14 protein-coding genes are annotated in these 13,373 nt (G+C 67.4%); 9 read left to right on the top strand and 5 right to left on the bottom strand.

Annotation, left to right across the window (positions count from 1 at the left end; genetic code table 11):
• Nucleotides 1-13 precede the first annotated feature (13 nt).
• The 3 genes from AC1DMS_RS16380 to AC1DMS_RS16390 form a co-directional block, all read right to left on the bottom strand.
• A complete protein-coding gene (locus AC1DMS_RS16380) occupies nucleotides 14-1,432 on the bottom strand; it encodes an MATE family efflux transporter (protein ID WP_478081330.1) in 1,419 nt (472 codons plus the stop codon).
• Nucleotides 1,433-1,445: 13 nt separating this feature from the next.
• The gene (locus AC1DMS_RS16385) at nucleotides 1,446-2,759 is read right to left on the bottom strand and encodes an MFS transporter (RefSeq protein WP_015866473.1); all 1,314 of its coding nucleotides are present in this window, start codon (nucleotides 2,757-2,759) and stop codon (nucleotides 1,446-1,448) included.
• Nucleotides 2,760-2,848: 89 nt separating this feature from the next.
• Entirely contained in the window at nucleotides 2,849-3,304 is a 456-nt protein-coding gene (locus tag AC1DMS_RS16390; RefSeq protein WP_015866474.1) for a MarR family winged helix-turn-helix transcriptional regulator, read from the bottom strand.
• A gap of 74 nt (nucleotides 3,305-3,378) precedes the next feature.
• Here AC1DMS_RS16390 and AC1DMS_RS16395 point away from each other — a divergent pair, with 74 nt between their 5' ends.
• The 9 genes from AC1DMS_RS16395 (at nucleotide 3,379) to AC1DMS_RS16435 (ending at nucleotide 11,968) form a co-directional block, all read left to right on the top strand.
• Nucleotides 3,379-3,927, top strand: coding sequence for a PaaI family thioesterase (locus tag AC1DMS_RS16395; protein ID WP_478181401.1), 549 nt, complete (start codon nucleotides 3,379-3,381; stop codon nucleotides 3,925-3,927).
• A gap of 20 nt (nucleotides 3,928-3,947) precedes the next feature.
• Nucleotides 3,948-4,643: a nitroreductase gene (locus AC1DMS_RS16400; protein WP_028256348.1), complete on the top strand. Its 696-nt coding sequence runs from the start codon at nucleotides 3,948-3,950 to the stop codon at nucleotides 4,641-4,643.
• A gap of 117 nt (nucleotides 4,644-4,760) precedes the next feature.
• Nucleotides 4,761-5,825 carry a Fe(3+) ABC transporter substrate-binding protein gene (locus tag AC1DMS_RS16405; protein WP_278874709.1) on the top strand — a complete coding sequence of 355 codons (1,065 nt, stop codon included), beginning with the start codon at nucleotides 4,761-4,763 and terminating at the stop codon, nucleotides 5,823-5,825.
• A 43-nt stretch (nucleotides 5,826-5,868) separates the two neighbouring features.
• A complete protein-coding gene (locus tag AC1DMS_RS16410; RefSeq protein ID WP_478181402.1) occupies nucleotides 5,869-7,521 on the top strand; it encodes an ABC transporter permease in 1,653 nt (550 codons plus the stop codon).
• The gene (locus tag AC1DMS_RS16415; RefSeq protein WP_015866479.1) at nucleotides 7,518-8,204 is read left to right on the top strand and encodes an ABC transporter ATP-binding protein; all 687 of its coding nucleotides are present in this window, start codon (nucleotides 7,518-7,520) and stop codon (nucleotides 8,202-8,204) included. The genes AC1DMS_RS16410 and AC1DMS_RS16415 overlap by 4 nt, the downstream gene beginning before the upstream one ends.
• 102 nt (nucleotides 8,205-8,306) lie before the next feature.
• On the top strand, nucleotides 8,307-8,987 hold the full coding sequence (locus AC1DMS_RS16420) for a glutathione S-transferase family protein (RefSeq protein WP_015866480.1): 681 nt from the start codon (nucleotides 8,307-8,309) through the stop codon (nucleotides 8,985-8,987).
• Nucleotides 8,988-9,033: 46 nt separating this feature from the next.
• Entirely contained in the window at nucleotides 9,034-9,474 is a 441-nt protein-coding gene (gloA, locus tag AC1DMS_RS16425; protein WP_015866481.1) for a lactoylglutathione lyase, read from the top strand.
• Between the two features lie 278 nt (nucleotides 9,475-9,752).
• Nucleotides 9,753-10,910, top strand: a complete 1,158-nt coding sequence (locus tag AC1DMS_RS16430) for a hypothetical protein (RefSeq protein WP_018905513.1) — start codon at nucleotides 9,753-9,755, stop codon at nucleotides 10,908-10,910.
• Nucleotides 10,907-11,968, top strand: a complete 1,062-nt coding sequence (locus AC1DMS_RS16435) for an acyltransferase family protein (RefSeq protein ID WP_478181403.1) — start codon at nucleotides 10,907-10,909, stop codon at nucleotides 11,966-11,968. The genes AC1DMS_RS16430 and AC1DMS_RS16435 overlap by 4 nt, the downstream gene beginning before the upstream one ends.
• Before the next feature lie 27 nt (nucleotides 11,969-11,995).
• On the opposite strand, the gene AC1DMS_RS16440 is transcribed toward AC1DMS_RS16435, so the two are convergent.
• Nucleotides 11,996-12,724 carry a haloacid dehalogenase type II gene (locus AC1DMS_RS16440; protein ID WP_478080134.1) on the bottom strand — a complete coding sequence of 243 codons (729 nt, stop codon included), beginning with the start codon at nucleotides 12,722-12,724 and terminating at the stop codon, nucleotides 11,996-11,998.
• A 7-nt stretch (nucleotides 12,725-12,731) separates the two neighbouring features.
• On the bottom strand, nucleotides 12,732-13,367 hold the full coding sequence (gene eda, locus AC1DMS_RS16445; RefSeq protein WP_278876712.1) for a bifunctional 4-hydroxy-2-oxoglutarate aldolase/2-dehydro-3-deoxy-phosphogluconate aldolase: 636 nt from the start codon (nucleotides 13,365-13,367) through the stop codon (nucleotides 12,732-12,734).
• Nucleotides 13,368-13,373: the final 6 nt, after the last annotated feature.

Genomic DNA, 13,373 nt, shown 5'->3' on the forward strand with positions numbered 1-13,373 from the left:
GACCTGAAGCGGTTCAGGCCTGCGCCACGCGCTGCAGCAGGCCGCGGGTGGTGCGCGGCCAGCCCACGCGGCCGAACCAGGCACCGCCCGCAATCGCCGAGGCGATGACGATGCCGTACACCACCAGCGCCGCCCCCTGCGCCGCGAACACGCCGGCCAGTCCGCCGCCCCAGCGCAGGGCCAGCCAGCCGCCCACGCCGGCCACCGCGAGCCGCGCGATGTTGCCGAGCACCGGCCACAGCAGGCGCCCCGCGCCCTGCGAGGCGAAGTACAGCACCAGCCCCACGCCGAAGAAGCCGTAGAGCGGCCCCACCACGCGCAGGTAGTGCGCGCCGGTTTCGAGCATGGCGGCGTCGCTGCCGAACAGCAGCAGCCATGGCCGCGGGAACAGCGCCGCGGCAAGGCCGATGGTTTCGGTCAGCGCAAAGGCCAGCGCCGCGCCGGCCCAGGTGGCGCGCAGCGCGCGCTCCCGCTGCCCCGCGCCCATGCAGGTGCCGACCATCGCGACCAGCGGCGCGCCCAGCCCGAACACCAGCGGCACCAGCAGGTATTCGAGCCGCGACGCGGTGCCGTAGCCCGCCAGCGCGCCCGAGCCGAAGTGCCCGGTCAAGGCCGTGGCAATGCCGATCGAGAGGTTGGTGGCAACTGTCGATACCGCGCCCACCAGCCCGATGCGCAGGATGTCGCGGAACAGCGGCCAGCGCAGCTTCAGTGCGGCGAGCGTGGGACGCAGCAGGCTGCGCGGCGAGCGCAGGTAGACGATGAGCGCGACCGAACCCAGCAGGTAGTACAGCAGCAGCGCCATCGCGCCGCCCGCGATGCCCATGCCCGGCAGCGGACCCCAGCCGAAGATCAGGAGCGGCGATGCCGGAACGAGGAACACCACGCCCACCACCGTCACGTTCGCCGGCACCGCCATGTTGCCGGTGCCGCGGATGATGGCCGAGAGCGAATTGAAGAGCCACACCAGCACCGCGCCCGCGAACACCCAGTTCGAGTAGGTCAAGGCCGCATCGAGCGCCGCGCCGGTGCCGCCCATGAGGGTATAGAGCCAGCGCCCGCCACCCAGCAGCGCGAGCGAGAAGCACAGGCCGAAGCCGATCGCGATGGCCACCGCATGCCACACCAGCGCGTCGGCGTCGGCGCGGCGGCGCGCGCCCAGCGCACGGGCGATCGACGAGGCGATGCCACCGCCCATTGCGCCGCTCGATGTCATCTGCATCAGCATGACGATGGGAAACACCAGCGCCATGCCCGCGAGCGCATGGGTGCCCAGCTTGCCGACAAAGTAGGTTTCGATGAGTCCGACGGAGGCTTGCGCCACCATCACGAGCACGTTGGGCGCGGCCAGGCGCAGCAGCGTGGGCACGATCGGCGCCTCGAGCAGGCGGCGCGTGCGCGGGTCGAGGTCTGCGGACGTCGATGCAGCCATGGCGCCGCTCCCCTCAGGCGCGCGCCGGCGCGGCCGGCACGGCCGCAGCGGCAGCCTTTGCGGGACGGCGGATCGCCATCACGATCAGCGCGGCGACCAGGCAGGCCGCACCCGCCGCATACAGCGCCGGCGTGTAGGTGAGCAGAAGCGTGCGCGCAAAGCCCGCGCCGTAGGCCGCGGTGGCGGCGCCCAGCTGGTGCGCGGCAAAGACCCAGCCGAACACCAGGCCCACCTTCGCGGCGCCGAACTCGGCGCCCGCGAGCTTGACGGTCGGCGGCACGGTGGCGATCCAGTCCAGGCCGTAGAACATCGCGAACAGGCCAAGGCCATAGATCGTGAATTCCGAATGCGGCAGCCAGAAGAGCGACAGCCCGCGCAACCCGTAATACCAGAAGAGCAGCTTGCGGTTGTCGTAGCGGTCCGAGAGCCAGCCCGAAAGAATGGTGCCCACGAAGTCGAAGGCGCCCATCATCGCGAGCACCGAGGCCGCCGGCACCGCACCCAGGCCGTTGTCGCCGCACAGCGAGATGAAGTGCGTCTGCACCAGGCCGTTGGTGCTGAGGCCGCAGATGAAGAAGGTGGCCGCAAGGATCAGGAAGGTGCGGTTGGTCGACACTTCCTTCAGCACGCGGAAGGGCGTCGCAAAGTTCATGGCTGCGGCAGGTGCCGCCGGCGCCGCCGGCTGCGTGCCGGGCCGTTCGCCGTACGGCAGCAGGCCGAGGTCGGCGGGCCGGTTGCGCACCAGGCACAGCGCGAGCAGCGCGATCAGCACGCTGCCGATCACGATCGGCACGATGGCCGAGCGCCAGCCCCAGTGCTCGATCATCCAGGCGGCGAACGGCAGGAAGGCCAGCTGTCCCGTGGCCGAACTGGCCGTGAGCATGCCGATGACCAGCCCGCGCCGCGCAACGAACCAGCGGTTGGCCACCACCGCGCCGAGCACCAGCGCCGTCATGCCCGTGCCCAGGCCCAGCATCAGGCTCCACAGCACGAACAGCTGCCACAGCTGCGAAGCCATGGTGACCAGCGCCATGCCCAGCCCGACCAGCGCCAGGCCGGTGCAGATCACGGCCCGCAGGCCGTAGCGCTCCATCAGCACCGCGGCAAACGGCCCCATGAGCCCGAACAGCGCAAAGCGCAGGGCCAGCGCCGAGGAGATCTGCTCGGTGCTCCAGCCGAACTCCTTGCCCAGCGGCTGCAGCATGGCGCCCGGCAGGCCCAGCGCCGCCGACATGGTCAGCATGGTGAGAAAAGTGATCGCGGCGACGATCCAGCCGTAGTGGATGCCGCGGCGCTGCAGCCATGCGGAAACGGGGGTGGCGAACATGGGACCTCTGCTGTTGGAATGGATTGGGAGGAAAAATATGTTCCGCACGCGGCCGTTGCCGCGGCTTGGGTGTTCTTTGCGGGGTGGCTTCAGTCCTGGAGGTCCGGCGAGTCGTCCGTGCCCAGCAGCTCGAGCGATTCGTCGATGAGCTGGTGCAGCGCCAGCACGCGCTGCACGCCCAGGAGCGCATTGAGCTTCTGCTGCGCGGCTTTCCAGTGCTGCTGCGCTTCGCGCCACTTGGCTTCGCCCGCCGGTGTGAGCGCCACCAGGCGGCTGCGCGCATCGGCACCCGCGCTCTGCTCGATCCAGCCCGCGGCAATCAGCGGCTGCAGGTTGCGGCTCAAGGTGGAGGCCGTCATCCGCAGATCGGCCGCAAAATCGACAGGGCGCACCGGGCCGAGCCGCTTGAGGTTCGACAGCAGCGAATACTGCGTGGTCTTGAGGCCGCTCTGCGAGACCTCCGCGTCATAGTGCTGCGAGAGGCGCCGCATCAGCTGGCGCACCTTGAAGCTGGTGCAGCCGCGGGGTTTGGTCTGGATGTCCATGGTTTATCATTGTAGGTACAACCATTGCATATGCAACTTAATCGTCCCGCAATGCCCACAGGAGAAACACAGGAATGACGCAAGCCCCCTCCCAGCTCGAGGCCTGGATCGCCAAAGAACGCCGGGTTGCCGGCCGGCTCGAAAGCGGCCCCGGCCCCGGACTCGCCCGCCCCGAGCAGATCGCCGGCAAGACCGGGCTCGAGATGATGCAGGCCATGCTGAACGGGGACATTCCCTTTGCGGCCATCGCGAAGACGCTCGACTTCACGCTGCTGTCGGTGAGCCCCGGCGTGGCCGTTTTCCAGGGCACGCCGCTGGCCCAGCACCTGAACCCGCTCGGCACCATCCACGGCGGCTGGATTGCCACCGTGCTCGATTCCGCGCTGGGCTGCTCGGTCCACACCATGATGCCGCCCGGCCGCGCCTACACCACCGCCGAACTCAGCGTGAACTACGTGAAGGGCCTCACGCCCAAGGTGCAGCGGGTGCGCGCCGAAGGCAAGGTGATCCACTGCGGCCGGCAGCTCGCCACCGCCGAGGCGCGCCTCGTGGGCCCCGACGGCACGCTGTATGCGCACGCCACCACCACCTGCCTGGTGTTCGAGATCCCGTCGCCGCGCTGAACGCGATCGGCCCGCAGCCCATGCCCTCCTCCATCCCCCGCGACCCCACGCTCGCGCCGGCCTTCGAGGCCCTGCTCGCGGAGCGCTACAGCTGCCGCGGCTACCTGGCCGAGCCCGTTGCGCGCGAGACGATCGATGCCATCCTCCGGCTGGCGCAGCGCACCGCCTCGTGGTGCAACTCGCAGCCCTGGCAGGTGATCGTGGCCAGTGCCGCGGCCACCGAACGGCTGCGCCAGGCCTTCGATTCGGACGAAGCCGCGGCCGATGCCGCATTCGACATTGCACCGCCCGCGGAATACCGCGGCGTGTACCGCGAGCGCCGCCGCGAATGCGGCTTCCAGCTGTATGAAAGCGTGGGCGTGGCGCGCGGCGACCGCGAGGCCTCGCAACGGCAGGCGCAGGAGAACTTCAGGTTCTTTGGCGCCCCGCATGTGGCGCTCGTCACCACCGAGGCGCTGCTCGGCACCTATGGCGCGCTCGACTGCGGCGCCTATGTCAACAACTTCATGCTGGCGGCGCGCAGCCTGGGCGTGGCCAGCATCGCGCAGGCGGCCGTGGCCTCGCGCTCGAAGTTCCTGCATCGCTGGTTCGACATCCCGGACGATCGCCAGGTAGTCTGCGGCATCGCCTTCGGCTACGAGGACCCCTCGCACCCGGCCAACCGGTTCCGCACGTCGCGGGCGCCGCTGGCCCAGGTTTGCCAATGGGTGGATTAGCAATGTAAGTGCAAGGAGGTAAAAAACCGCCTCAAGGGCAGTGATAATTATTCTCATCGTCACCCTCGCGGTGGCGATGACTTTCCACAACACGTCTCTGCACCTGGAGGATCCTTCATGACCGACCGCCCCGGCGTCCAAGGCCGCGCCGCCCGCGCACTGATCGGCGTCACCGCCGCCTGGCTGGCTGCCGCCGCTGCCCTGCCCGCGCACGCTGCCAGCGATGAGCTCACGCTCTACACCACGCGCGAAGCCGCGCTGATCCAGCCCCTGATCTCGGCCTTCAGCGCGCAGAGCAAGATCAAGGTGAACACGGTGTTCGTGAAGGACGGCCTGCTCGAACGCGTCAAGGCCGAAGGCGCGCGCTCGCCGGCCGACGTGCTGATGACGGTGGACATCGGCAACCTGATGGACCTGGTCGATGGCGGCGTGACGCAGCCGGTGAAATCGGCCGCGCTCGAATCGGCCGTGCCCGCCAACCTGCGCGGCGCCGACGGCCAGTGGTTCGCGCTCTCGCTGCGCGCGCGCGTGCTCTACGCCGACAGAGACCAGCCGATCACCAGCTTCCGCTACGAAGACCTGGCCAACCCCAAGTGGAAGGGCAAGGTCTGCATCCGCGCGGGCCAGCACCCCTACAACACGGCGCTGATCGCGGCCATGATCGCGCACGACGGCGAGGCCAAGACCGAGCAGTGGCTGCGCGGCGTCAAGGCCAACCTGGCCCGCAAGGCCACCGGCGGCGACCGCGACGTGGCGCGCGACATCCTGGGCGGCATCTGCGACATCGGCCTGGCCAACTCCTACTACGTCGGCCAGATGAAGAGCGCTGCGGCCGGCACCGACGCGCGCAAGTGGGGCGACGCCATCAAGGTGGTCCGCCCGACCTTTGCTGGCGCCAAGGGCGGCGGCACGCACGTCAACATCAGCGGCGCGGCCGTGGCCAAAAACGCGCCGCAGCGCGCCAATGCGGTCAAGCTGCTCGAGTTCCTGGTGTCGGAGCCGGCGCAGGCGCTCTACGCACAGGCCAACTACGAATATCCGGTGCGCAAGGGCGTGGCGCTCGATCCGATCATCGGAGAGACCATCGGCGAGCTGAAGGCCGACCCGCTGCCGGTGGCCGAGATTGCCAAGTACCGCAAGCAGGCCAGCGCCTTGGTCGACAAGGTCGGGTTCGACCAGTAATGCTGCTCGCCCCCAGGGGAGCAATGAAAGGCCTGTGTTTCGCATGAGCTTCGGCGGTTTGCAGGCGGCGGGGCCGATCTGGCGCTGGGCCTCGTTCGGGATCGCCATCGGCGTGCTCGCGCCGGTGCTCATGCTCGCCTGGCTTGCCTTCGGCTCGGGCGTCGCGCACTGGGGGCCGCTGTTCGCGCACGTGCTGCCGCAGGCCGCGCTCAACACGGCCCTGCTGCTCATGGGCGTGGGCGCGCTGGTGCTGCTGATCGGCACCGGCTGCGCATGGCTCGTGACGGCCTGCGACTTTCCGGGGCGCGGCGTGCTGAACTGGGCGCTGCTGCTGCCGCTCGCAATGCCGACTTACATCGTCGCCTTTGCCTACCTGGACCTGCTGCATCCGATCGGTCCGGTGCAGGGCGCGATCCGCTGGGCACTGGGTTTCGACAGCCCGCGCCAGTTCCGCCTGCCGGACCTACGCTCGATGCCGGGCGCGGTCTTCGTGCTCGGCTTCGTGCTCTACCCTTATGTCTACATGACCGCGCGTGCCATGTTCATGACGCAGCCCGCGCACCTGATGGAAGCGGCGCGCACGCTCGGCGAAAGCCGGCGCGGCGCCTTCTTTCGCGTGGCGCTGCCGCTGGCCCGGCCGGCGCTCGCGGTGGGCCTGAGCCTGGCGCTGCTCGAAACGCTCAACGACATCGGCGCCTCCGAATTCCTGGGCGTGAACACGCTCACGGTGGCGGTCTACACCACCTGGATCACGCGCTCCGACCTGGCCGGTGCGGCGCAGATCGCCTGCGCCATGCTGTTCGTGGTGGTCGCGCTGGTCTGGCTCGAACGCAACGGGCGCCGGCACCAGCGCTTCGGCTCGGCGCAGCGCATGCGCGCCATGCAGCCGCGGCGCCTGCACGGCGGCGCCGCCTGGCTCGCCACCGCCACCGCGTCGCTGCCGGTGCTGATCGGCTTCGTGGCGCCCGCGCTCTACCTCGTCTGGGAAAGCGCCAAGCGGCTGCGCCAGGGCGGCGGCGTGTCGCAAGGGCTGCTCGCCAGCCTCGGCAACACGGTCACGCTGGCCGCCGGCGTCACGGTGGCAGCGGTGGCCGCGGGGCTGGTGGTGGCCTGGGCCACGCGCAGCCAGGGATCGCGCCCGAACCGCGCGCGCTGGCAGGCGCGCGCGGCCACGCTGGGCTATGCGCTGCCCGGCACCGTGCTCGCCATCGGCCTGCTCACGCCGGCGCTCGCTTTCGACGCCGCGCTGGCCGGCATGCTCGGCCTGCAGGGCCTGCCGCTCATGGGCGCGGGCATCGTGCTGGTGGTGGCCTGCGCGATCCGCTTCCTTGCCATGCCGGTCGGCGGCATCGAGGCCGGGCTCGCGCGCATTCCGCCCGCCATCGAGCAGGCTTCGCGGCTGCTGGGCGAAACCAGCGGCGGCACGCTCAGGCGTGTGCACCTGCCGCTGCTGCAGCCCGCCATTGCCACGGGCGCGCTGCTGGTCTTCGTCGATGCCATGAAGGAACTGCCGGCCACGCTGCTGCTGCGGCCGGCCAATTTCGACACGCTGGCCACCTGGCTCTATGCCGAGGCCGCCCGCGGCACGTATGAAGAAGGCGCGATTGCCGCGCTCGCCATCGTGGCGGCCGGCCTGCTGCCGGTGGTGCTGCTGGCGCGCAACCAACTGGGCACGCCAGCCGCAGAGACACAATGAGTTCCCCTCTTTCCATCGAATCGATCCAGCTCGCCTACGAAACGCCGCGCGGCCTGCATGCCGTGGTCAACGACTTTTCGCTTTCGCTGCGCGCCGGCGAGATCGCCTGCCTGTTCGGCCCCTCGGGCTGCGGCAAGACCACGGTGCTGCGGGCGATCGCGGGCTTCGAGCCGCTGCGCGCGGGCGCCATCCGGCTCGGCGACGTGCTGCTCTCCTCCACCCAGGTGCACCTGCCGCCCGAGCAGCGGCGCGTGGGCATGATGTTCCAGGAGTACGCGCTGTTTCCCCATCTCTCGGCCAGCCGGAACGTGGCCTTCGGCCTGCGCCGCTCGAGCCGTGCGCAGCAGCAGGCCCGCGTGGCCGAGATGCTGGCGCTGGTGGGCCTGGCCGATGCCGGCGAGCGCTTTCCGCATGAACTGTCGGGCGGGCAGCAGCAACGCATTGCGCTCGCCCGCGCACTGGCGCCTTCGCCCGAACTGCTGCTGCTCGATGAGCCGTTCTCCAACCTCGACGGCGGCACGCGCGAGCGCCTCACGGCCGAGGTGCGCGGCATCCTCCGGCGCGCCGGGCAGACCGCGATCCTGGTCACCCACAACGAGGCCGAGGCCCATGCCATGGCCGACCGCATCGGCGTGATGCACGGCGGCCGCATCACGCACTGGCTGGACACCACTGCCAAATAGCACAGGGCGCCCGTTCGGCGAATGGGCTTTTCGGGAAAAGGTTGTTCGGGGCCGCAAGAATTGCCGCGGTCCCAACTGCAACTTTTCCGGAGCGCCCACGCCATGTCCAACAAGCCCCTCACCCTCGTCAGCCACCTGTTGTGCCCCTATGTGCAGCGCGCCGCCATCGCGCTGGCCGAAAAGAACGTGCCCTTCGAGCGCGTGGTGATCGACCTGGCGAACAAGCCGGACTGGTTCATTGCCATCTCGCCCCTGGGCAAGGTGCCGCTGCTGCGGCTTCAGCGGCCCGACGGCAGCGAAGCAGTGCTGTTCGAGAGCAATGTGATCTGCGAGTACCTCGAAGAAACCCAGCCCGGCCCGCGCCTGCATCCCGAAGATCCGCTCACCCGCGCCGAGCATCGCGCATGGATGGAGTTCGGCTCGGCCATCCTGGGCGACCTGTGGGGCTACGAGACCACGCGCGACGCCGAAGTGTTCGAGCAGAAGCGCCTGGCCCTTGCCGCCAAGTTCGAGCGCGTCGAAGCCGCGCTGGGCGCCGGCCCCTACTTTGCAGGCAAGAACTTCAGCCTGGTCGACGCGGTGTTCGCGCCGATCTTTCGCTACTTCGAGGTGTTCGATGAGATCAGCAACTCGCACATCTTCGATGCCCTGCCCAAGGTGAATGCGTGGCGCAAGGCACTGGCGGCGCGGCCGAGCGTGCAGAGCGCGGTGGTGCCGGAGTATCCGCAGCACCTGCGCGAATTCCTGCGCAAGCACGAGGCGCACTTGCTCGCGCTCGCCTAGCGCCGACAATGGAATTCTTCCCCCGCAACAACAGAGATCCCACGAGATGCGACTCCTCCACACCATGCTGCGCGTCGGCAACCTCCAGCGTTCGATCGATTTCTATACCCAGGTGCTTGGCATGAGCCTGCTGCGCACCTCGGAGAACCCCGAGTACAAATACAGCCTCGCCTTCGTCGGCTACGGCGGCGGCAACCCCGGGCAGGCCGAGATCGAGCTCACCTACAACTGGGGCACCGAAAGCTACGAACTCGGCACGGCCTACGGCCACATCGCGCTCGGCGTGCCCGACGCCTACGCGGCCTGCGAAAAGATCAAGGCCGCCGGCGGCAACGTCACGCGCGAAGCCGGGCCCGTGAAGGGCGGCACCACCGTGATCGCCTTCGTGACCGATCCCGACGGCTACAAGATCGAGCTCATCCAGGACAAGGCAAAGGCTTCCGGCGACGGCAGCCCTGCCGGTTCGGACGCCCTGCGCGCGTCCTAGCCGGGCCACCGCGGCGCCCGCGCCCGGCGCCGCCATCAGCGCTTCGCGGCCGCTGAATTGAGGATACAAATGATCACCTTTTAAAGGCGATCGGCATATTCTTTGCTGGTATTTTCAAGGGGTAGTGCTGATGCAGGACGCATCACATTCTGATACCCGGAATCGCGATCGAAGAGCTTCACAGTTCAGCAAGATCGTCCATTCGGACGCGGCGCCGAATGCTCCTTATTCCTTGAACTATTTTCTACATGAGCGCTTTCTTCCAAGCGGAATGAAAATTGACGATTCTGAGCATACGCGGCAAGCCTATTGATCCGGCCATATCGCTGATCATCTTTTTCTTTTCCGCCCTGATCGTCGGCGTCATTCCGTTTCTCTACCACGACACGGCGGCCCAGAATTTTCCGGACGAAGAAACGCTATTGAGCTTCTTCGGCGCCGATTTGTGCCAGCTCACCTCCACCACGATCGAGGAAAGAAACTCCTACGCCTGCAGCGCATTCCTGCTGGAGTCGGCCGGGCTCAGCGCCAAGACGGCGCCCATTGCCGGCGCCTTTCTGAGCGTCACGCTCACCGTCATCCCCATACTCCAATTCAGCCGAATTCCCCTTGGCGTATTTTTCGTCTCGCTCGGCTGGGGATTCATCAGGGCCATTTTCCTTTCGGTGCTTTCCAAGGACATGCTGTCGGCCTGCGTGGTGCTGCTTTCGGTGATGGCGGCGCAGCACAGCGGGTTCGGGCTGACGTGGTTCCTGTCGTCGACGATCTACGGCTGGGTGGTCAGAAAGTATTGGCTGCTGGTCAGCGCCGTCTGGCTCGGGCTGCGCTTGATAAGAAAGCAGCTCACCGTATTCAGGCTCCTGGTCATCATCGTCCTGGTCTATATCGCGCTCGCGCTGACCTTCCAGATCGCACTTGGCGCCACCCTGGACTTTGCCCGCGCAACGGTCAATGAGAACCGGGAAGTCGGCGCCGAAGGATCGCGGACGGTCATCGAGGCGGTCATCGCTTCCGACAACGCCCTGCTGCAGGCGCTCAACGCCACGATCACCTTCTTCCGCCTGGCTTTTCCGCTCGAGCTTCTGCGCTTTGGCTCGGTCAGCCAATTGGCGTTCATCTCGATCATGCCTTTCACGTTCGTGTGGATGGTGAAAGTCATCGTCGAGGGCGCGAAGTCGGGCAACAAGAACCTGATCCAGGCCGGCAAGGTGGCTCTTGCGCCTTTGTCCTTTCTCATCATCGAGGGGGTGTTCGAGCCTGACTTCGGCTCGTTTGCCCGCCATTTCGCCATCGTGAGTCCGCTCGTCTTTTCGGCCATGGCACTGGCGCAGAAAACCGAGCTGGCCGAAAAAAGGCTGCTGCGGCGCAGGCAGGCCGCTGCCATTTCGAGCAACCCGCTCTTTGTCCGCCCCACTCGTCAGGATCGAATTTCGTGAAATCCCAATCCATTGCGGTGGACCAGCCACAGTACGTCGAATCCATCCAGGCAGGCCGAGGCATTGCCGCGCTGCTGGTCGTGATTCATCACGCGGCGCAGAAAGCCCATGCGCTTTCCGGCGGCGCCATTCCGCTGTTCGATTTCGGGATCATCGGGGTCGATATCTTCTTCATGATCAGCGGCTTCATCATCTACTTTGTCACTGCCAACAAGACCATGACCCACGTGGAATTCATGGAGAAGCGGATCATCCGTGTGTTTCCCCTTTATTGGGGACTGTCCTTGCTGGCGTTGGTGGTCTTCATGCTTGCGCCGAAGCTGATCAACAGCAATGCGCAGGAGCCCACCGACATTGCCGCGTCATTCTTCTTGTGGCCCACGTCCGCCCCGTACCTGGTCAACAACGGATGGACGCTCACCTACGAAATCATTTTCTACGGCTTGTGGGCGCTGGTCGCATTGCCGACCGCCAGGCCAAGGAACGCCTATCTCGCGTGCCTGGTATTGGCCGCGGCATCGTTCATTGGATTGCTTTCCGGCCTCGACTACAAGGTCATGAATTTTTCATTGTTCCTGGAGTTCGCATTCGGCGTGACCATTGGCGTGGCGTTCAAGAAAGGGCTGATCCGGCAGAGCGCGCCGGTGTCCATCGTCCTGATGGCCGCCGGGGCATTTCTTGCGCACCTGGCCATTTCGGAAGGCCTTGGCAGCAGCGAACTCCGGGGATTTGCGCTGGCAATTCCCTCCGCAATGATTTTCTTCGGGTTGATATCGCTCGGGGCGTTCTGGGCCAGGCTGCGCGTGATCCTGGCCATCGGGGACAGCTCCTATTCGCTGTACCTGTTCCACCCGTTCATCCTGGTTGCCATCCCTCTCACGATCAAACTGCTGGGCTTCACCTCGGTGCCTCAGATCCTCGCCATTTCCGTTGCGATCTGTATCGCGTCGATCTGGGCGTCGCACATGGTCTACCGCTTCGTGGAGTTCCCGCTCACGCAGATGATGCGGGGAATGATCAAGTCCGCGAAATCCTTCAGCGCGGCCAGGGCGAGGTGACGGCGCCGCGCGCGACGTGACGAGGGTTCAGCAGCCGAGCAGCTCGGCCAGCTGCCTGATGTCGCGCGCGTGCAGATTGTTGTCCGGATTCGGCGAAACGTCCTTCGGCTGGGCGCGGCCGAATTCATGGGGCCGCTCGATGTAGGCGGTCTTGAGGCCGCAGGTGCGCGCCGCCGCCAGGTCGTCGTGGTGCGCCGCGGCGAGCATCACCTGCCCCGGCGTCGCATCGAACACGCCCGCCACGCCGAGGTAGGTGCGCGGATCGGGCTTGTAGGCCTTGAACACCTCGGCCGACAGCACGCAGTCCCAGGGCAGGCCGGCGCGCTTGGCCATTTCGGTCAAAAGGCCGATGTTGCCGTTGGAGAGCGTGCAGATGGTGAATTTCTTCTTGAGGCGCGTGAGCCCCTCCACCGCGTCTGGCCACGCGGGCAGGCGGTGCCAGGCGCGGCTCAGGTCGCGCTTGGCGGCGCCGTCGAGCCGGTCGGCCAGGCTGAAGTCGTGCAGCACCTGTTCGAGCATGCTCAGGTGCAGCTCGTCGAGCAGCGTGAAGCCGCCCTCGCCCGCCGCGATGCGCTCCATCACGGACTTCATGGCGGGCTGGTAGCCCGCGCGCCAGGCCAGCGCAAAGGCGGCGCCGTCGACACCGGGTAACACGCGCTCGGCCTCGGCCGCGATGCCGCTGTGCCAATCGACCACGGTGCCGAAAACGTCGAAGGCAATGACCTTCAGGTCACTGGCGTCGAAATCCGCACGCATGACCGGCTCAGCGCGAGAGCTGGCTCGCGGCGCGCGCGAGCTGCTCGATGCGCGCCCAGTCGCCGTTGCGGATGGCGTCGGCCGGCACGATCCACGAGCCGCCCACGCAGGCCACGTTCGAGAGCGCCAGGAACTCGGCTGCGTTGTCGGCATGGATGCCGCCGGTCGGGCAGAAGCTCACGTCGCCGAACGGGCCCTGCCACGCCTTCAGCATGGGAATGCCGCCCGCCTGCAGCGCGGGAAAGAACTTGAGCTCGGTGTAGCCGTCTTCCTGCGCCGTCATGATCTCGCTGCCGGTGGCCACGCCGGGCAAAAGCGGCAGGCCGAGGTCGTGGCAGGCCTTGCCCACTGCGCGTGTATAGCCCGGGCTCACGCCGAACTTCGCGCCGGCCAGCGCCGAGGCCTGCGCATCGGCCGCGCTGCGGATGGTGCCCGCGCCGGCCACGGCCTCGGGCACGTCCCTGGCAATGGCCTCGATGCATTCGAGCGCCTGCGGCGTGCGCAAGGTGACCTCGAGCATGCGGATGCCGCCGGCCACCAGCGCGCGCGCCAGGGGAATGGCATGTTTCACGTCGTGCAGCACGATCACCGGAATGACCGGTGCATCGCGCATGACCTCGAGTGCGGTGAGTTTGTCTGTCATTTCATT

This window comes from Variovorax sp. 05T418 (genome assembly GCF_056396385.1).

What these genes read in the sequence shown, in the direction of transcription:
- AC1DMS_RS16380 (WP_478081330.1), bottom strand. Translation starts at nt 1,432, where the DNA reads ATGGCTGCATCGACGTCCGCAGACCTCGACCCGCGCACGCGCCGCCTG.
- AC1DMS_RS16385 (WP_015866473.1), bottom strand. Translation starts at nt 2,759, where the DNA reads ATGTTCGCCACCCCCGTTTCCGCATGGCTGCAGCGCCGCGGCATCCAC.
- AC1DMS_RS16390 (WP_015866474.1), bottom strand. Translation starts at nt 3,304, where the DNA reads ATGGACATCCAGACCAAACCCCGCGGCTGCACCAGCTTCAAGGTGCGC.
- AC1DMS_RS16395 (WP_478181401.1), top strand. Translation starts at nt 3,379, where the DNA reads ATGACGCAAGCCCCCTCCCAGCTCGAGGCCTGGATCGCCAAAGAACGC.
- AC1DMS_RS16400 (WP_028256348.1), top strand. Translation starts at nt 3,948, where the DNA reads ATGCCCTCCTCCATCCCCCGCGACCCCACGCTCGCGCCGGCCTTCGAG.
- AC1DMS_RS16405 (WP_278874709.1), top strand. Translation starts at nt 4,761, where the DNA reads ATGACCGACCGCCCCGGCGTCCAAGGCCGCGCCGCCCGCGCACTGATC.
- AC1DMS_RS16410 (WP_478181402.1), top strand. Translation starts at nt 5,869, where the DNA reads ATGAGCTTCGGCGGTTTGCAGGCGGCGGGGCCGATCTGGCGCTGGGCC.
- AC1DMS_RS16415 (WP_015866479.1), top strand. Translation starts at nt 7,518, where the DNA reads ATGAGTTCCCCTCTTTCCATCGAATCGATCCAGCTCGCCTACGAAACG.
- AC1DMS_RS16420 (WP_015866480.1), top strand. Translation starts at nt 8,307, where the DNA reads ATGTCCAACAAGCCCCTCACCCTCGTCAGCCACCTGTTGTGCCCCTAT.
- gloA (WP_015866481.1), top strand. Translation starts at nt 9,034, where the DNA reads ATGCGACTCCTCCACACCATGCTGCGCGTCGGCAACCTCCAGCGTTCG.
- AC1DMS_RS16440 (WP_478080134.1), bottom strand. Translation starts at nt 12,724, where the DNA reads ATGCGTGCGGATTTCGACGCCAGTGACCTGAAGGTCATTGCCTTCGAC.
- eda (WP_278876712.1), bottom strand. Translation starts at nt 13,367, where the DNA reads ATGACAGACAAACTCACCGCACTCGAGGTCATGCGCGATGCACCGGTC.